Below are 18,017 nucleotides of genomic sequence, written 5' to 3'. Positions count from 1 at the left end.
CAAATATATGACATATTTATTCAATAAGATAGCGATCATCTAATTGAAAACGTTAATATTATACATATTTAAAATTAAAAACTTACTAAATCATCAATGGAAAACAGATCTCTATTTTATAATATTAACTTTTATTTTTTAATTATTGATTTTTTTTCATTTTCATTCATTTAAATTAAAACACAGTTTGTTTTTTGAAGAATTATACAGTAAAAATAAAATCAATTAATATAATTTAACAGGTATGTATTTGGATAAACAAAAAAAATAACCTTATTTTTATTTCAGCCAATATTATAATAGAAAATATTTTTTAATCAATTTTAAATAATCGTAGTAAAAAGCGGGCATTACAAAATGTTTTTTGGAGAAAAAAAGATTCTTTTTGGTATTGAAAAAACGTTAAATTTGCCACATTGATATTATGGATAAAAAGACACAAAAAAAACCGACTGAATTGCCTGAAAAAGGCAGGATTTTATCTAAGCCACGTATTTTTTTCGGGCTTACCTTTATACTATTTTCCGCTGTTCTCGCCTTATCATTCATCTCCTATTTAATGAACTGGAAAGCAGACCAAAGCCAGGCAGGAACCATGCTCGACAAGAGTATAAAATCTTCAAATATATTTGGTAAAGCAGGAGACTGGCTGGGGAATATTTTCATTTTTGAAAGTATTGGGATTGCTTCATTTATTATTGCATTCCTATTTCTGGTTGTCGGGACCCTAATCCTTAAAAAGAAAACTTTCAAACCGTGGAAGACGATTGGTCACTCCCTATTTTTTATCTGTTGGCTTCCTATTTTTATGGGAGCACTTACAAAAGGACAAGGCGTTTTGGGTGGTGTCTATGGATTTCAGATCATGGATTACCTTAATTCCATTATTGGTACTGTAGGTTTATGGACTGTATTGGCAGCAAGCATACTTTTATATTTCATCCTAGAATTCAATCTTCGTCCAAGCTCTATTAAAGCAAAACTAGATAAGATCAATGAAAATACTATTGGTAAGGTAAAATCTATGATGCCGGATTCTGATGAAGACTTTGAGGCTGATGAAGAATTAAAAGAAGAAACAGACGAGACTGGCGCCGGGGAAATAACAGCATCCAATGTTACGGTAAGTGACATGCCAAATCCTGTTTCCAATAATTCTATCAATAAAGCTAAAGAACAGGAACCTGTAAATGTTCCAAAAAGTTTCTCTGAAGCTTCCGTTTCTACAAATATAGAAACCATTACTACTCCTAATCATACTTCCTTTAATGATGAGCCGAAAGAGGTGTCTCAACCTGTAAGCTTGAATCTTTCAACTAAACCAGCTGTTCCTGTTTCCACTCCGGAGGAAGCGTTTGATATCAGACCATCTACACCGGCTCCTGTAGCTCCAGCAACACAAGCGCAGGAAAACATTAAGTTCAATGTGGAAGTAGCACAAGTAGTTGATATCCTGGATGATTCTGACCGGAAATCCCAGGAATTGGTAGAAAAACATGGTTTATATGATCACAAATTAGATTTGGCTAATTTCCATATGCCGCCTGTTGATCTGTTGAAAGACTATGGTAGTGAAGAAATTTCCATCAATCAGGAAGAACTAGAAGAAAACAAAAATAAAATCGTCGGACTTTTAAAGAATTTCAACGTAGGAATTTCAGAAATCAAGGCAACGATTGGGCCAACCGTTACGCTATATGAAATTGTACCGGAAGCAGGAATCAGAGTGGCTGCTATTAAAAAGCTTCAGGATGACATTGCATTGAACCTTTCCGCGCTAGGGATCAGAATTATTGCCCCAATGCCAGGAAAAGGAACAATCGGAATTGAAGTGCCAAGAAAAAATCCTACCATGGTTTCCATGCGTTCTGTGATTGCTTCTCAAAAATTCCAGAATACGGATATGGATCTTCCTGTGGTTTTCGGAAAAACAATTTCCAACGAAATCTTCATGGCCGACCTTTCAAAAATGCCTCACTTATTGATGGCAGGAGCAACAGGACAAGGTAAATCTGTAGGGATTAATGCCATCCTGACTTCCCTACTCTACAAGAAACACCCAAGCGAATTGAAATTCGTGATGGTAGATCCTAAAAAAGTGGAACTTTCTTTATATTCAAAGATAGAAAGACATTATTTAGCAAAGTTACCAGATGCAGAGGAAGCAATTATTACAGATACCAATAAAGTAATCAATACCTTGAATTCTTTATGTATCGAAATGGACACCAGATATGATCTTCTTAAAAATGCGTTCTGTAAAAACTTAAAGGAATACAATAAAAAGTTTACCGAAAGAAAGCTAAATCCTGAAAACGGACACCGTTTCTTACCTTATATAGTTTTGGTAGTAGATGAGTTCGCAGATTTGATCATGACAGCAGGTAAAGAGGTTGAATTACCTATTGCCAGATTAGCACAGCTTGCAAGAGCCGTAGGAATCCACCTGATTGTTGCTACCCAGAGACCATCTGTAAATGTAATCACAGGTATGATTAAAGCCAACTTCCCTGCAAGAGCTGCTTTTAGAGTAATCTCCAGTGTGGATTCAAGAACGATTCTTGACTCTCCGGGTGCAGATCAGCTGATTGGTAAAGGAGATATGCTTTATTTCAATGGTAATGAAATTCTTAGACTTCAGTGTGCCTTTGTAGATACCCCGGAAGTAGAAAGACTTGCAGAATTCATTGGTGAACAAAAAGGATATGCGTCTGCATTCCTTCTTCCTGAATACGTTTCTGAAGATTCTTCAAGTACGGTAGGAGCATTCGATCCCAATGAAAAGGATGCATTATTTGAAGATGCTGCAAGAATCATTGTTTCTACACAACAAGGTTCCACTTCAATGCTTCAGAGACAGCTTAAGTTAGGCTACAACAGAGCAGGAAGAATCATGGATCAGTTAGAAGCCAGTGGTATCGTAGGCGGATTTAATGGAGCCAAAGCAAGAGAAGTTATCATCAGTGATCTTCATTCTTTGGAACAGTTTTTGGAAGATCTGCGTAGTTAAAGCGAAAAACGAATAGTTTTTAACCTTAAGAGTTAAAAAAAATCTAACGATTATTAAATTAAGAAAATGAAAAATATTATTTCAAAAGTTATATTAGGAAGTTTTGTTGTAGGTGCAGTAGGTATGGCGAATGCTCAGAAAATAGATGCAAAAGCTAAAAAGATATTGGATGATATTACAGCCAACTATAATTCTAAAAAGAATTCTTACTTCAAATTTTCTTTTGGAAGCGGTCTAAACGGACAAGTGACAAAGACTGAACCCGGCATTTATTATGCTGCCGGAGATAAGTACAAACTGAAGATTATGGATACAGAACAGATCTTCGACGGAAATAAAATCTACAACATCAACGCTGATGATATGGAGGTAACGATTGCAAAACCTAACGGAAGCAGTACCATGTTCTCTCCTATCAACTATCTTACCACTTATAGAAACGATTACAACGTAACCTATAAGGGTAAGAAAACAGTAAACGGTGTGAATGCAGACTTTATTAAGCTGACTCCTGTAAAGGCAAACGGAATACAATATGTTTATATTTTTGTAGATTCAGCGAAAAAACAAATGGTAAAATTAGAACAACACGGAAACAACAAGGATGTTGCAGTAATTGCCATTAAAGAATACAAGGAAAACCAAACTTTGGATCCTAATATGTTTGTTTTTGACAAGAATAAGTTTAAAAACTACGTTATTACAGAACTTTAAAAAACTTAGAAGTAAATTAATTAGCAAATCTGCTTTTTAAGTAAAAAATAACAAAATATAAAAGCCGCAAGTTTGCGGCTTTTTGATTAATTTTGGCGCATGTTAAAAATACTAGACAGATATATCATAAAAACCTTCTTTGGACCGTTTTTCTTTATATTCAGCGTATTGTTTTTCATTTTTATTGTAAACATTATCTGGGTTCAGTTGGGGCAGTTTATGGGGAAAGGATTGAGCTACTGGCAGATCCTGAAACTTCTTTTTTACCTTGGGGTAAACGTTATCAGTATGGTTCTCCCGCTGACCATTCTTTTGGCAAGTATCATGTCATTTGGGGAATTCGGAGAACGCTATGAGCTTGCCGCCATGAAGGCTGCCGGTATTCCGTTGACCCGAGTAATGACTCCCTTGTTTGGAATCGCTACCCTACTTGCCATCATGTTGTTTTTCTTTTCAAACAGCATTATTCCGGATTTCCAGAAAAAGGCAAAGAATATGTTATTCAACATTGCCCAAACCAAGCCGGCAATCAATTTTACTCCGGGGCAGTTTATTGATCAAATTCCCGGATATATGGTAAAGTTTGATAAAATATATGGGGAAAACGGTGAAAATATTGAGGGGGTATTTGTTCATAAAAAGGCTAACACCTACGAGAATCAACAGTCTGTTGTTGCAGAAAAAGGGAAATTTGTTCCGGCTGCCAATAAGAACTTTTTAAAGCTTGTTCTTCATAATGGATATGTATTTGAAGACAGCTTTGAAGGAAAAGGAGATAATGTAAGAAGAAAGCAACCGGATCAGGCCATTAAATTTGACACATTGGTTTCCCATTTCGACATCAGCGAGATCATCAACAAGGCTATTGAAAAGGAACAGATTACTGATGATTACCGTTTCGAAACCTACAATCAACTGAACCAGACTATAGGAAAAAGTAAAAAGGAGAATGAGTTATTCTTTAAAAACATTGGAAATGATGTTCTAAATCAAACCAATTCTACGATTACTTATATGGATAAGGGCAACAAACATAAGGTAGCTCCAAAGGCTCAAATAAAGTTAGATACCGTAAAAGGAGACAAGAAACTGGACATTATTTATAATTCCTATAACAGACTCGACAATCTTAAATCTACATTGGAATCCAAAAAGAATGAATTCAGTTCTAATGTAAAATACTTTAGTAAGGTAGTTATCTACCAACAAAGAATGGTATCTTATTCTGTAACCTGTATTATATTTTTCCTGATTGGATCAAGTTTAGGTTCCATCATTAGAAAAGGAGGTATGGGACTACCGGTAATTATTGCGATTGTTATTTTCATCATCTTTTATGTAATGAATGTTGGGGTGGAAAACATGTCATGGAGCGGAAAAATGAATCCATATCTGGCAGCATGGCTTCCTAACTTCATCCTTCTTCCGTTTGGAATCTGGATGACTTACAAAGCCCTTACAGATTCACAATTGTTTGATGCAGAAAAATACAAGGTATTATTTAAGCCCATTACAAAGAGATTCTCAAAAAGTAAAGAACATAAGAGATATCAATAATTTTCTATTATTAAAAAATATAGACCTGGATTTTTCCGGGTCTTTTTTATTTCTAAAACAATTTACTCAACCCCTCTTCATTTTTAAACAAACTTAAATCAGTTATTCTTCTTCAAAACATAAAAGATTATATTTACAAAAAAATAAAACAATAACTACATGAAAAAAGTACTGGCACTAGGCCTGTTTACATTGGTTTGCTTTACTGCATATGCACAAGAAGACAACAATACCGATTATGAATTAAGAGGAGATGAAAAATACGGTTATATCATCGATAAAAGCGGTAAAAAGATTGAGGGGATTGTAAGAATGAATGGAGATGATTTATATCCCTGGAATAATCAAAAGAAAGTTAAATTTGTTGCCGTTACAGACATTGACAAATCTAAAAAGAAACAAAAGTTCAAGAATCTTGACACAGATGATATTAAGGAGTATGTAGCCATTGATAACAACAATAACGAAAGGCATTTCGAAACCATTAAGTATACGAATACCAAAGAGGGTTTCAATACAGCAACGGGTGGCCTGAGTGGTAATATTAAGGCATTCAATAACCTTACAAAAAATACACAATTTGCTGAAATTGTAAAAGAAGGAAAGATCAAAGTATATAAGTTATACGGATATCCTACCACATTCTCGGCAGGAACCAGTCAAATGGCTGCAGCCGATGAAGAAACTAAAAGAATGAGACAGAATCCATCTTATATCTATAGTAAAAAAGGGGGTAAAATTGAAGAGCTTACCTTTGCCAAAGCTAAAATCATCACAGCAGACTGCAGCTATGTAAAAGGAAAACTAACCGGAGGTTCATACGCTTCCATGAAGAATGATGAAAAGAAAAGGTCAGGCCTTGGAAAATTAATTAAAAGCCAGATTGATGATGTAATGTCTAATGTTCCTGAAATTGTAGAAGAAGTCATTACAGACTATAATGATAACTGTAAGTAAATTTTAACATATAAAAGAGAGGCTTCAAATTTGAAGCCTCTCTTTTTATTTTTATGCGGATCCTAGAATCCTGTTTCTTTTTAAAACTTAAAATTGATAGACAAAAGAATTGATATTCATTCCCGCCCCTACAGAAGCAAATAAAACCACATCACCTTTCTGGATGTTATGCTTTTCCAGTTCGCCATTTAAAATCATTGTCAATAAAGAAGGAATGGTCGCCACACTACTGTTCCCCAGCTTACTAATCACCATAGGCATAATATTCTCAGGAACCGGTGTGTCATACAATTGATAAAACCTGTTAACAATAGCTTCATCCATTTTTTCATTGGCCTGATGAATAATAATTTTACTTAACTGATTAATGGAATATCCACTATTGTCTAAACATTTTTTCATGGCATCAGGAACGTTAAGAAGAGCAAACTCGTAGATCTTTCTTCCATCCATTTTAATGAACTTTGTATCCGGACATCCATCAGTATTATAGGTTTTCCCAAAGTACAGATAATCCTTTTCCTTAAAAGTATATGAAGCAGATAAATGAGACTTTATCCCCGCTCCATCATCGTTCCCAACTTCCAAAATAACAGCTCCTGCACCATCTGCATAAATCATACTATCTCTATCATGAATATCTACAACACGGGAAAGGGTTTCACCTCCAATGACCAGACAACGTTTTGCAATACCCGCTTTGATGAATGCATTGGCTTGTATAACTCCCTCAATCCATCCCGGACATCCGAACAAAACGTCATAAGCCACACAAAAGTTATTTTTAATTCCTAATGTATGTTTTACTCTTGCGGCAAGACTGGGAACCATATCTGACTGAATGGTTCCGAAACGGACATCTCCAAAATTATGGGCAAATATAATATAGTCTAATGTTTCAGGATCTATGCCTGCATTTTTTATCGCAGCCTGAGCAGCAATAACACCTAAATCCGAAGTTACCTGTGTATTATCAGCATATCTTCTCTCTTCAATCCCTGTGATTTTTTTTAATTTCTCTGTAATGGACGCATTATCTTCTTTTAATAAAATACCATTCTCATTCAGAAAAACATGCTGATCAAAAAAGAGATTGGTTATAGTCTTTGATGGAATGTAGTTTCCTACCCCAATAATTTTAGTCATTATTTTAATGTTTAACTTCCCGTTTTAGTAATGTTTCAGGAATAATTTTATAAATATAATGAATTAACGCAGATACTTATTAATATATTATTATGCAAGTCCTTTATTTCGATAAAAAATTAAAATAACTCAACAAAAAAGCTGTAAAAAACATGTTTAAACTGATTAAGCACAAAAAAATAGGCCTCCAAATTGGAAGCCTATTTTATATTTTTTAAAAACTGAAAATTATACTTTCATAATCTCAGCCTCTTTTGTCTTAAGATGCTCTTCGCAAAGTTTTACGTATTTGTCTGTATAAGTTTGGATTTCTTCTTCCACTCCTTTGATAACATCTTCAGAAACTCCCTCTAACTTTTTAAGTTCTTTCAAACCGTCTTGTCTTGCGTTTCTTACTGTAACTTTAGTATTCTCAGCTTCTACCTTAGCCTGTTTTGCCAATTCTCTTCTTCTTTCCTCAGTTAAAGGCGGAACATTAAGAATAATATTCTCTCCGTTATTAGAAGGTGCAAAACCTAAGTTTGAATTGATGATAGCTTTTTCAATAGCATTGATAGCTGTTCTGTCCCAAGGTTGAATAGAGATGGTCATTGCATCCGGAACAGAAACATTGGCAACCTGGTTGATAGGAGTTGGTGCTCCGTAATATTCCACCATTACATCCTGAACCATTGATGTAGAAGCACGTCCTGCTCTGATTCTTTGAAATGCATGATCCAAGTGCTTTACAGCCGCGTCCATATCCTGTTTTACAGATTCTAATATAAGATCTAATTCTTCCATTATTATATTAAAGTTTGATAAATTACACATGTATTAATAGTACTGAATACCAACTAGTTGAAACTTAAAACCTCCGTAAATAAAAGTGTTTTTTACTGTTTATAAACTATTTTTTGCTATTTAGTGCTGCAAAAATAATAATTGTTTTCGAATAATAGGTATTTCCATAGATGGATTTTGTGTACTTGTCTCTGCTTTGAAAAAAAGGAAGCCGTCTTTAATGCCCCTATTTATCTTAAAGTGAAGAGATTCAGGTACAAACACCTATACAATATTTTGGTTATTTCTACTTACTCCCATATCATTTTAAATAACTTATTTTACCCTGTTCTAATGAACGAAGCTATATATCTACAACATGACTGATTCTAAATTTGATCATAAATTAAGATGACTTGTCATGATGAAAACGGAAAGCCTTGTGAAAGACCATTCCATGAAAAAAAACTAATACTCATCTTTAAACTAATTTTAAACCAATCACATTATGACAAATCCATCTTTAGATGTCTATCAACAAGTTTTTGGTATGGCAACTCTTGCAAACCGCGCCGGGGGTTACAATGGTACCGGTCTTCAATTGCAGCTACAACTTCAGTACGATTTATCTTTTTATTTCAACAATGTTCCGCCAGTTAAGATCATGGGACAAAAAAATCCTTCAACAGCCGACCCGTCAATTACCCCATTGCTAGGCGATTGGGATCTTGTCTGGGGACCTGCTCTGATTGAAGAGACTGATGAAAAAGGTAAGCCAACCGGAGTAGCCGACAATGCATTATATGTGGCACAATGTAATACTGCTGCATTTCCGGGAGGACCTGTACTACCAACCTACGTTGTAGCTATTGCTGCTACCAATCCTTCTTCACTTTATGATTGGGAAACAGAAGATTTTTCTGTGTCAGAGGTAGTGAACTGGACAACGTATGATCCTTCTAATTTCACTCCGTCACCTTATAATGGGACTGATCCTTATATTTCAAAAGGTACAGCTACAGGTCTCAGTATACTTCTGGGACTCATAAGCCCGAATCATGCAGCTTCACCCAATACTACGTTACAACAGTTTCTAGCCAGTTTACACCCAGACCCAAGTACAACTATTGTATTTTGCGGACACAGTCTTGCAGGAGCACTATCTCCTACCCTGGCCCTTTATCTAAAAGAAAATAAAGATCTGGATAGTTTTGGTATCACTCTGGTATATCCTACTGCAGGCCCTACTCCGGGCGAAACAGCATTTGCTAACGTATTTAACAATGCTTTTCCACCATTGCCTCCGGGATGGAAGCCGCAAACAGGCAATTATCAAAGCTGGAACACGATGCACTGGAATGATCTGGATGTAGTCCCTCATGCCTGGCCAGTATCAGAACTGGGAGAAATCGCAAATATATATGGCCCGGCCACTACAAATATGACGGCATCCATATTAAAAGCTTTACAAAAAATGGCTATTGATGATTCTTCAAAATCAGGAGCTAGCTATACAAGAATACAAAACAAATCACTTCCAGGTCAACTCCTAAACTCAGACGGACCCTCTATTAGTATCAAAACACCTCCTGAGACTTTGCATGACTATATGCTTCAGTTAGCAGTACAACACGTAGGTATGTATACCGGTATTCCCGCAGTAGGATCTGATCCTCAGGTAACCGGTCTTATTTTACCACAGCCATTACCGCAACAAACTCCGGTGAAACTTGTACCTGGAGTAATTAAAGTCAGCCAACTTGAAATGATCATGAAAATAATAAGTCAGATCATTGGCTGGATTTCTTCCCATTACGTTTTAGTTGAAAAAGAAAGTGCCACACAAAATGTTGAGGCAGATAAATAATTATTAAAACCGATATAAAAGCAAAAACACCTGCCACGATAACCGTGACAGGTGTTTATTATATTTTTCCTACTAAAGTTGATTATAAATCAACCAAAGTACCTACATTTTCTCCATCTACAATTTTCTCTAAATTCCCATCCTTGTTCATATCAAATACGATGATAGGTAATTTGTTTTCATGGCTTAAAGTAAATGCGGTCATATCCATTACCTTAAGGTTTTTCTCAAATACTTCATCAAATGATAATGAATTGTATTTTACTGCATCAGCATTCTTTTCAGGATCACTGTCGTAGATTCCGTCTACTCTTGTTCCTTTAAGGATTACATCTGCTCCAATTTCAATGGCTCTTAATGTTGCAGCGGTATCAGTTGTAAAATAAGGATTTCCGGTTCCTGCACCGAAGATTACTACTCTTCCTTTTTCAAGGTGTCTTACTGCTCTTCTTTTGATGAAAGGTTCAGCTACCTTATCCATTTCAATAGCAGACTGAAGTCTTGTTTTGATTCCTGCATCCTCCAATGCACCCTGAAGTGCCATACCATTAATTACAGTAGCTAACATTCCCATGTAGTCACCCTGCACTCTATCCATTCCTTTTGCAGCTCCTGCAACACCACGGAAAATATTTCCTCCTCCAATGACGATCGCTACTTCACAGCCTTTTTCAACAACTTTTTTGATCTCAGCAGCATATTCCTGCAGTCTCTCGTTATCGATACCGTATTGTCTGTTCCCCATTAAGGCCTCACCACTCAGTTTTAGAAGGATTCTTTTATATTTCATCTTTTATTTTTAATAAGCTTTTATTAGGCTTGGTTTCCCAAAAATTTGATTTTGCAAATATAATCATTAAAGATATTGATAAAAGAAAAATATTTAATTAGAAATAATGTCAGAAATATTTTGAAAAGTACGAAAAAGGATTATTTTTGCATTAATTATAAATTGAGTTGAAGAAAATTATCATTTTTTCATTATTTCTATCAGGAATTGTTTCTTATGCGCAAACAGGAACAAATGTTTATCCGTTCTTAAATGTACCTGTATCTGCAAGACAGGCTGCTCTGGGTGGAGATGCAATTTCGATAAGAGATTATGATGTTTCCTTTGCTATTGCAAACCCAGCCCTGTTAAATAAAGATTCTGATAAGCAGCTTTCTGTAAATGCTACAGCCTATTTGGCCGATTCAAAATACGGAACAATTGCCTATGCCAAGGACTTTGAAAATGGTCATATGGCCACCATCAATGCTCGTTACATGAGCTATGGAAGTATTCCGAGGACAGATGAAAGTGGTTTTCAGGATGGAGAATATAAAGCTTCGGATGTTGCCATTGGAGCAGGCTATGCCTATCAGTTTGAAGAAGACTGGACCATTGGTGGAGGATTAAACTTTGTGACTTCAAAAATTGATAATTATACTTCTTCCGCCATTTCAGGAACTGCGGGAGTTACCTATCATAACAAAAAAAACAAGGAAGTTCTTTCCCTTGTTTTAAGAAACTTTGGTTTTCAATTGAAATCATTCAATGGAGTACGCGAGAATCTACCATTTAGAATTGATCTGGGATATACCAGGATACTCAAGAATTTCCCTCTTGCTATTACTATTACTGCACACGATCTTCAGAAATTTGATATTTCCTCAGAATATAATGTAGAGGGTCAAAAAGTCAATTCCGGTAGAAAAATTGCTGATCACTTCTCTTTAGGAGCTGAATTATTTCCGGAAAAAAACTTCAATATCAGATTGGGATATAATGTAAAAAGAGGAAATGAACTTGCCGTGGCAGATCAAAGAAACTTTTCAGGACTTTCTGCAGGATTTGGAATTAAAGTTTCAAGGTTCCGTATAGATTATGCACATGTAAGATACCACAACTCTTCGAATGTCAATCAGATAGGAGTTTCCATGGATCTTTCCAGCCACAGAGGAGAGTAAGGAAAATCTTAAATACCTCTTAAAATTTCTTTTTATTTCTTGATTTTCTAAAAAAAATCTTGAAATTTGCAGTATGAAAAAACCTGTAATAGCTATCGATGGGTACTCGTCTACCGGAAAAAGTTCTATCTCCAAGATCATTGCTGATAAGCTAGGACTTATTCATATGGATACAGGAGCACTTTACAGAGGGGTTACCTGGTTTGCTCTACAGCACTGTTTGAATGATGATGGCCAAATTGATCTCAATATCCTATTCTCTTCTTTAGACCAGATTCAACTTGAATTTAAGAATAACGACGGAACATTAATCCTTTATCTTAATAATACGGACATCTCCAAGGAAATTCGTTCCAATGAAGTTTCTGATAACGTAAGCCTTGTTGCCAAACAAAAGGAAGTAAGAGATTTTCTGCTGCAATCCCAGCGTTCGTTGGCAGAAAAAGGCGGAGTAATTATGGATGGACGTGACATAGGGACAGTAGTTCTGCCAAATGCGGACTATAAGTTCTTCCTTACTGCCAGCATTGATGAAAGAACCAACAGAAGATTTCTTGAATTAAGAGGACTTGGAATTGAAGCTGATAAAGAACAGGTAAAGCAGAATCTTATCGAAAGGGACAAAATTGACAGTGAGCGTGAAATAGCCCCATTGAAGCAGGCTGACGACGCTATTATTATTGACAATTCTGAGTTGACTAAAGAAGAAACCATTGAACTTATCCTTTCTTACATTGAAAAGATTTAACAATTTTTAATAGGAATAAAACCTCCTTTGGTATACAAATTGCAAGTTTTATCACTGTAAAAACTAATCTATTATTAACTATTAAAAAACTTATAATGTCTAAAAACGGAAAAAATACAGCAGGTATATTAGCGGGACTTCTTGCAGGTGCTGCAGCAGGTGTAATCTTAGGAATGCTATATGCTCCTGAAGAAGGAAAAGAAACCAGAAAAAAAATCAAAAATAAAGCTAATGATTTAAAAGATCAGGCTAAAGATAAATACGGAGAAGTTTCTGAAAAAGTGAAAGACCAATATGGTAATATCTCTTCTACTTTCAAGGAAACAGCAAACAACGTAGCACATACTATGAAAGACGGGTATGACAAATACAAAGATCAGATTGTTTCTAAAACTGCAGATGTAGTAAAAGATGTAGAGGCAGAATTAAATGATCTTAAAAAATAAGTAATTTATCTTTTTTAAGTAAATTACAGAAAGGAACTTTTGTGCGAAAGTTCCTTTTTTTGTAACTTTAAAAAAAAACAATGATAGAAACTATTAAAGAATATGCCTCGAAGAGAATAGATCTTCTGAAAATTGAAGCTACTGAAAAGTCTTCTCTTTCTGCCGGGCTCATTACCTACTTTGTAGTACTGCTTGTTGCTTTTGCTTTTTTTATTATCCTTTTCAACTTTGGAATTGCATTTCTTATCGGAAAAGCATTGGATAATTATTCTTACGGGTTCTTAATTGTTGCAGCATTCTATGCTGTTGTAATGGCCTTTGTAATTTCATTCAAAAATAAGATTGTCAATACTGTTGCAGACCAGGTTATTAAATTTTTAAATCATTAAACTATGAGCAGAAAATACGAAAGCATAGAAGAACTAAGAAGAAAGAAAAAACTGCTTCAGGGAGAGATCAATGATTTAGAAAACCTTCTTACCTTTAAGAATACAAAAGAAAGCCTCAGTGCATTTACCAATGGACTGAGTGATCAGTATCTTCAGGAAAAAGTGGATGAGGATGGAGATGAAAAAGTGGTCTTAAGAAAAGATGTCATTGCCAAGCAGCTTACCTCGGAAGTAAAAGATCTGTTGATTAGTAAGAATACTGCTGTAGGGCTTGCCAATTCTGCATTCAAGGGAAATATTGCGGATAGCATTGTTAAACTAGGCGTTACAGCCATTGTAGGTAACTATGCCAAAAAGAATATGAAAAGCTCAAACTGGAAGAATAAACTGGTAGGTGCAGCTTTGATATATCTTGCTCCTATTGCCCTGAAATTTGTGAGAAAAAAACTGGAAGAATACCAGAAAAACAAAAGTGTTTCCAGTATGGAACAGCTTATATAGAAGTTAGAAGCTAGAGGTTAGTATGAATCTATTGATGCCATCTGACTTCTAGCTTCTAATATCTAATTTTATTTTGAAAATAACTGTCCTAAAATAATCCCGGCTGCCATTGATACATTCAGGCTTTCTGTAGACTGGGATTTTCCAAACCTTGGAATGGTAATGCATTTTTGCAGAAGTTTTTCCGTTTCGGGCCTCATTCCATTTCCTTCGTTTCCTAAGATCAGATTAATTTTTTCGGGTTTATCAAAGGTATAGAGGTTTTCCCCATCCATATCCGTTCCGATATTTACATTTTCCGTTTTAGAAAGATATTCAACAAGGTCTGTATACACCACATTTACCCTGGTGAATGATCCCATGGTTGCCTGAATCACCTTTGGATTGTAAAAATCCACCGTATCTTCACTGCAAATAATTTGTTCTATTCCGAACCAATCTGCTAATCGAATAATGGTCCCTAAATTTCCCGGATCCTGAATACCATCCAAAACCAGCTGTATATTCTTATCTTCCCACGTTTCTTCCTCGGCCAGATAACACACGGCAACAGAATCTTTTGGGGTTTTCAGAAAACTGATTTTTTTTAACTCATTTTCAGAGATATGAGTCACAGGGATATCAGTACGGTCCAATTTTTGTGGATCGGTTGATAATATTTCTTTAACTTTAAAGTTAGAATTAAAAAGTTCACAAATGATTTTATTACCTTCAACCAAAAACAAATTGTATTTTTGTCTGAACTTCTTTTTATCTAAAGATTGTAAAACTTTTATTGTATGAGCTGTAAGCATTATAAGAATTCTCCTCAAAAATATTATAAAATTATCTCATTTGCAACATTTGTTGGTCTCCTTTATGCTTGTAGTACGACAAAAAAAGTTCCGGACGGTGAATATCTCCTTACTCAGAACAAATTTGAGTTCGAAGATAAGAAAGAATTCTTCGATGAGGAACTGAAAGATTACGTTCAGCAAAAGCCCAATAAAAAGCAGGTTCTTTTTATGCCATTAGGCCTCATGTTTTACAATATGGCCAATCCCAAATACGACACAATCCTTAATGAATACATGACCTACCCTGGTGAAATGAGAAATCAGAAACTCAGGGATTCCCTATTCATCAAATATAACATGAAAAATAGTGTCGGAAAAAACCTTTTCTTTGACCGTCTCTTACATAGTTGGGGATCTCCTCCTTCCATACTGGATCAAACCAGAAGTGAAAAAAGCGCAGAGTCCATCAAAAAAAGATTAACGTACAGAGGATTTTGGGATGCAGAGGTAAAATACAGACATGATCTGGATTCTGCATCTAAAAAAGCAGTCGTAAACTATTTTGTAAAGCATAATGAACCTACCCGCATTAAAGATTATTATTACAATATTCCAGATCCGGGAATTAAAGGATATTATGCCCACAACCTTAATAGAAGCTTCATAAGATCCGGTCAAATTCTCGATCAGACAATCCTTGAAAGAGAGGTAACGAGAATTACCGATCTGATGAGGGAATTTGGATATTATAAATTTAATGCATCCAATGATGAGGTTTATTTTGTGGCCGACTCTTTGAAAAGTAAAAAGCAGGTTCCTCTTACTCTGGAAATCCATAAAGATTCTTTGGATACTCCTTATAAGGTGGCTACTTTTGGAAATATAGATGTTGCCATTGTAGATGAACCTGGTGATTATCCTAAAAACACGGTTAAGGATAGTTTAAGAAGAATAAGATTCCATAAGATGAACAATAATTATAAGACATCATCTTTATGGAGGACAATTATTGCTGACAGTAAACAGGTTTTTGACCAAAAGAAACTGGATGTTACCAAAAGGAATCTTATGTCTATGAACAATTTTAGTATTGTAAAGGCAAGAGACTCTCTAAGACAAGGGGGAATATCTTCTCCCAATGACAGTATTGTAGATGTTTTATATGTATTGAAACCGCTTCCAAAGTATGAGCTTAAAGTGGGTACTGATGTTAATTATTCTCAGATATTAAATCTTGGAGTGTCACCGTCTGTAGATCTAACTACCCGAAATGTATTCAGAGGGGCAGAAAACCTTTTTACCAGTATTTCAGGAACATTTGGATCTATCAGAAGTACAAAAGACATTGATAAAAGAACTACAGCCTACGAAATATCTGCTCAGGCATCCCTTAATTTCCCAAGGTTGTTACTTCCTTTTAATTATTATAAGTTTATGCCTAAAAGGTATACACCTACATCTTCCATTTTATTGGGGGCTTCCATTCAAAATAATATAGGCCTGGGTAGAGTTAACTTTAATACCGGATTAAATTATCAGGCAAATGTTAATGAACAGGTATATCATAAGCTAACCTTATTTAATACGCAAGTCAGTTTAACAAAGAACAAAGATGCTTATTATGATTACTTCCCCAATGATGAAAAAATCAGAGCTGATATTTTTAATAACTATTCTACCTTTAATGCCGATACCCAGCAGGAGTATCAGGATTATTTAGATGGAAAATTGAGTATTGAAGATGTTTCTAAGAGAATAATACAGAATGAACCTTACAGAAATTCACTTAACCAACAAGGGGCTGATCTTTTAACAGCGTTCAGAGGGACTTTGGTGAATAAGGACAGACAAACACAGGATGTTTTGATCTCTTCCATGATCTATAACTTCGTTTATAATGAAATTGGAAAAAAAGAGTATCCCAATGCTTTTTACTTTAACGGAAAAGTTGAACTTGCAGGTAACATCTTAAGTTTATTCAATAAAAAAGATGACGGCGGTGGACTTGTTACAGGACCTCAAAGAACAATTTTTGGAATTCCGTATGCACAATTCGTAAAGTTTGATGTTGATGTCCGAAAATATTTTAAATTTAATGGCAATCAGACCTTGGTTCTTCGTCAGTTTGTAGGAGTTGGGATCCCATATGGAAACTCTGAAGATATGCCAATTATCAAGTCTTACTTTAACGGAGGATCCAATGACATCAGAGCTTGGGTAGCATTTGGAGGACTGGGTCCTGCAGATTCTCAGGTAGATGAAAGAGTACGTACCTATATGACAGACAACGTAAAGCTTACCACCAATATTGAATACAGAATCCCTTTCAACAAGATGTATGAAGGAGCATTATTTACAGATATTGGAAATACGTGGAGTCTTCGTAATTATAATGACGGTTACGGCGATGAATTTAAATTTAATAAATTCCTAGGTCAAGTTGGGGTTGGTAGTGGGTTCGGTTTAAGAATCAATGTAGCCTACATTACATTCAGACTAGACTTTGCTTATAAGATGTATGATCCTAATAAGGCTGAAGGCGACAGATGGAGAATTAAAAACTTCCAGCCTTTCAAGCCTACAGTCAACTTTGCTTTCGGATATCCTTTCTAATCCGGAGAAACTCCAAGAATAAAATAAACTACAGCAATGACACGGGCGAGAATTTCTCTCGCCTGGTTTCTGTAGAAACTTTCAGGTTTTGTGACATCCTGCGCATCAAATCCTAGTGCATTCATATCATTATTTCTTGCGAAAAATAAGGCACGCAGATTATGATATCCCTGTGAAACGATAATCACATTTTTCTTTTTATATACATCCTTACAACGAAGAATACTTTTATAGGTATTGAATCCTTTCGGGTCCTCAATAATAATATCTTCAGGAACCCCTTCCTGATAAATCAGATAATTTTTCATGGCAGCAGGTTCATTATACCCTTTACTTTTCTCGCCACTTACAATGATTTTTTTAATTTTCCCATGATGATAAAGAAGAGATGCAGCATCCATTCTTTTCGTAAAATAAGGATTGGAAACCCCGGATCTCATCTTTGGGGAAGTTCCCAGCACCAAAGCAATCTCTCTGGGTGGAATTTTAGAAATTTTAGTATAGGTACGTCCGTTGGTAAGCCCAAAAACCCACACATTACAGAAACATATCATTAAAATTCCCAATTCTAATGATATAAA

General features: G+C 35.3%; 16 protein-coding genes. 11 read left to right on the top strand and 5 right to left on the bottom strand.

The window, feature by feature from the left end; all coding sequences use genetic code 11:
* Positions 1 to 424 precede the first annotated feature (424 nt).
* The 4 genes from SCA31_RS20685 to SCA31_RS20670 all read left to right on the top strand — a co-directional run bounded on the left by SCA31_RS20685 (position 425) and on the right by SCA31_RS20670 (position 6,238).
* On the top strand, positions 425 to 3,010 hold the full coding sequence (locus tag SCA31_RS20685; protein WP_410698885.1) for a DNA translocase FtsK 4TM domain-containing protein: 2,586 nt from the start codon (positions 425 to 427) through the stop codon (positions 3,008 to 3,010).
* Positions 3,011 to 3,076: 66 nt separating this feature from the next.
* The gene (locus SCA31_RS20680) at positions 3,077 to 3,724 is read left to right on the top strand and encodes a LolA family protein (protein WP_410698884.1); all 648 of its coding nucleotides are present in this window, start codon (positions 3,077 to 3,079) and stop codon (positions 3,722 to 3,724) included.
* 99 nt (positions 3,725 to 3,823) lie between these two features.
* Positions 3,824 to 5,281, top strand: a complete 1,458-nt coding sequence (locus SCA31_RS20675; RefSeq protein ID WP_410698883.1) for an LptF/LptG family permease — start codon at positions 3,824 to 3,826, stop codon at positions 5,279 to 5,281.
* Positions 5,282 to 5,440: 159 nt separating this feature from the next.
* Positions 5,441 to 6,238, top strand: coding sequence for a hypothetical protein (locus SCA31_RS20670; RefSeq protein ID WP_410698882.1), 798 nt, complete (start codon positions 5,441 to 5,443; stop codon positions 6,236 to 6,238).
* An 87-nt stretch (positions 6,239 to 6,325) separates the two neighbouring features.
* Here the strand turns inward: SCA31_RS20670 and SCA31_RS20665 are convergent, their stop codons facing one another.
* On the bottom strand, positions 6,326 to 7,387 hold the full coding sequence (locus tag SCA31_RS20665) for a 3-oxoacyl-ACP synthase III family protein (RefSeq protein ID WP_410698905.1): 1,062 nt from the start codon (positions 7,385 to 7,387) through the stop codon (positions 6,326 to 6,328).
* 225 nt (positions 7,388 to 7,612) lie between these two features.
* A complete protein-coding gene (gene frr / locus SCA31_RS20660; RefSeq protein ID WP_410698881.1) occupies positions 7,613 to 8,167 on the bottom strand; it encodes a ribosome recycling factor in 555 nt (184 codons plus the stop codon).
* A 487-nt stretch (positions 8,168 to 8,654) separates the two neighbouring features.
* On the opposite strand from frr, the gene SCA31_RS20655 reads away from it, so the two are divergent.
* Positions 8,655 to 10,013 carry a lipase family protein gene (locus SCA31_RS20655; RefSeq protein WP_410698880.1) on the top strand — a complete coding sequence of 453 codons (1,359 nt, stop codon included), beginning with the start codon at positions 8,655 to 8,657 and terminating at the stop codon, positions 10,011 to 10,013.
* 82 nt (positions 10,014 to 10,095) lie between these two features.
* Here SCA31_RS20655 and pyrH read toward each other — a convergent pair whose 3' ends face one another.
* Entirely contained in the window at positions 10,096 to 10,803 is a 708-nt protein-coding gene (gene pyrH, locus SCA31_RS20650; RefSeq protein ID WP_076355472.1) for a UMP kinase, read from the bottom strand.
* Between the two features lie 167 nt (positions 10,804 to 10,970).
* On the opposite strand from pyrH, the gene porQ reads away from it, so the two are divergent.
* From porQ to SCA31_RS20625, 5 genes are all read left to right on the top strand, one after another.
* A complete protein-coding gene (gene porQ / locus SCA31_RS20645; protein ID WP_410698879.1) occupies positions 10,971 to 11,963 on the top strand; it encodes a type IX secretion system protein PorQ in 993 nt (330 codons plus the stop codon).
* A 73-nt stretch (positions 11,964 to 12,036) separates the two neighbouring features.
* Positions 12,037 to 12,711 (top strand): (d)CMP kinase, encoded by a 675-nt coding sequence (cmk, locus tag SCA31_RS20640; protein ID WP_410698878.1) that lies wholly within the window; start codon positions 12,037 to 12,039, stop codon positions 12,709 to 12,711.
* Positions 12,712 to 12,806: 95 nt separating this feature from the next.
* Entirely contained in the window at positions 12,807 to 13,157 is a 351-nt protein-coding gene (locus tag SCA31_RS20635; protein ID WP_106915821.1) for a YtxH domain-containing protein, read from the top strand.
* An 80-nt stretch (positions 13,158 to 13,237) separates the two neighbouring features.
* A complete protein-coding gene (locus tag SCA31_RS20630) occupies positions 13,238 to 13,546 on the top strand; it encodes a phage holin family protein (RefSeq protein WP_076355480.1) in 309 nt (102 codons plus the stop codon).
* 3 nt (positions 13,547 to 13,549) lie between these two features.
* Positions 13,550 to 14,047, top strand: a complete 498-nt coding sequence (locus tag SCA31_RS20625) for a phosphoribosyl-ATP pyrophosphatase (RefSeq protein WP_106915822.1) — start codon at positions 13,550 to 13,552, stop codon at positions 14,045 to 14,047.
* Positions 14,048 to 14,115: 68 nt separating this feature from the next.
* On the opposite strand, the gene SCA31_RS20620 is transcribed toward SCA31_RS20625, so the two are convergent.
* The gene (locus SCA31_RS20620; RefSeq protein WP_410698877.1) at positions 14,116 to 14,841 is read right to left on the bottom strand and encodes a TrmH family RNA methyltransferase; all 726 of its coding nucleotides are present in this window, start codon (positions 14,839 to 14,841) and stop codon (positions 14,116 to 14,118) included.
* Between SCA31_RS20620 and SCA31_RS20615 the strand changes: the two genes are divergently transcribed.
* The gene (locus SCA31_RS20615) at positions 14,827 to 17,436 is read left to right on the top strand and encodes a BamA/TamA family outer membrane protein (RefSeq protein WP_410698876.1); all 2,610 of its coding nucleotides are present in this window, start codon (positions 14,827 to 14,829) and stop codon (positions 17,434 to 17,436) included. The genes SCA31_RS20620 and SCA31_RS20615 overlap by 15 nt on opposite strands.
* Here SCA31_RS20615 and SCA31_RS20610 read toward each other — a convergent pair.
* Positions 17,433 to 17,990 carry a vancomycin high temperature exclusion protein gene (locus SCA31_RS20610; protein WP_394337078.1) on the bottom strand — a complete coding sequence of 186 codons (558 nt, stop codon included), beginning with the start codon at positions 17,988 to 17,990 and terminating at the stop codon, positions 17,433 to 17,435. The genes SCA31_RS20615 and SCA31_RS20610 overlap by 4 nt on opposite strands.
* Between the last annotated feature and the right edge of the window lie 27 nt (positions 17,991 to 18,017).

This window comes from Chryseobacterium sp. SIMBA_028 (assembly GCF_046535285.1).
In the GTDB taxonomy this organism is placed as follows: Bacteria; Bacteroidota; Bacteroidia; order Flavobacteriales; family Weeksellaceae; genus Chryseobacterium.
The sequence above is the reverse complement of the archived record's forward strand: the minus strand, read 5'-3'. Positions and strand labels throughout refer to the sequence as shown.

What these genes read in the sequence shown, in the direction of transcription:
- SCA31_RS20610 (WP_394337078.1), bottom strand. Translation starts at nt 17,990, where the DNA reads ATGATATGTTTCTGTAATGTGTGGGTTTTTGGGCTTACCAACGGACGT.
- SCA31_RS20635 (WP_106915821.1), top strand. Translation starts at nt 12,807, where the DNA reads ATGTCTAAAAACGGAAAAAATACAGCAGGTATATTAGCGGGACTTCTT.
- SCA31_RS20675 (WP_410698883.1), top strand. Translation starts at nt 3,824, where the DNA reads ATGTTAAAAATACTAGACAGATATATCATAAAAACCTTCTTTGGACCG.
- SCA31_RS20630 (WP_076355480.1), top strand. Translation starts at nt 13,238, where the DNA reads ATGATAGAAACTATTAAAGAATATGCCTCGAAGAGAATAGATCTTCTG.
- SCA31_RS20670 (WP_410698882.1), top strand. Translation starts at nt 5,441, where the DNA reads ATGAAAAAAGTACTGGCACTAGGCCTGTTTACATTGGTTTGCTTTACT.
- pyrH (WP_076355472.1), bottom strand. Translation starts at nt 10,803, where the DNA reads ATGAAATATAAAAGAATCCTTCTAAAACTGAGTGGTGAGGCCTTAATG.
- SCA31_RS20680 (WP_410698884.1), top strand. Translation starts at nt 3,077, where the DNA reads ATGAAAAATATTATTTCAAAAGTTATATTAGGAAGTTTTGTTGTAGGT.
- SCA31_RS20615 (WP_410698876.1), top strand. Translation starts at nt 14,827, where the DNA reads ATGAGCTGTAAGCATTATAAGAATTCTCCTCAAAAATATTATAAAATT.
- SCA31_RS20620 (WP_410698877.1), bottom strand. Translation starts at nt 14,841, where the DNA reads ATGCTTACAGCTCATACAATAAAAGTTTTACAATCTTTAGATAAAAAG.
- SCA31_RS20625 (WP_106915822.1), top strand. Translation starts at nt 13,550, where the DNA reads ATGAGCAGAAAATACGAAAGCATAGAAGAACTAAGAAGAAAGAAAAAA.
- cmk (WP_410698878.1), top strand. Translation starts at nt 12,037, where the DNA reads ATGAAAAAACCTGTAATAGCTATCGATGGGTACTCGTCTACCGGAAAA.
- SCA31_RS20685 (WP_410698885.1), top strand. Translation starts at nt 425, where the DNA reads ATGGATAAAAAGACACAAAAAAAACCGACTGAATTGCCTGAAAAAGGC.
- SCA31_RS20655 (WP_410698880.1), top strand. Translation starts at nt 8,655, where the DNA reads ATGACAAATCCATCTTTAGATGTCTATCAACAAGTTTTTGGTATGGCA.
- frr (WP_410698881.1), bottom strand. Translation starts at nt 8,167, where the DNA reads ATGGAAGAATTAGATCTTATATTAGAATCTGTAAAACAGGATATGGAC.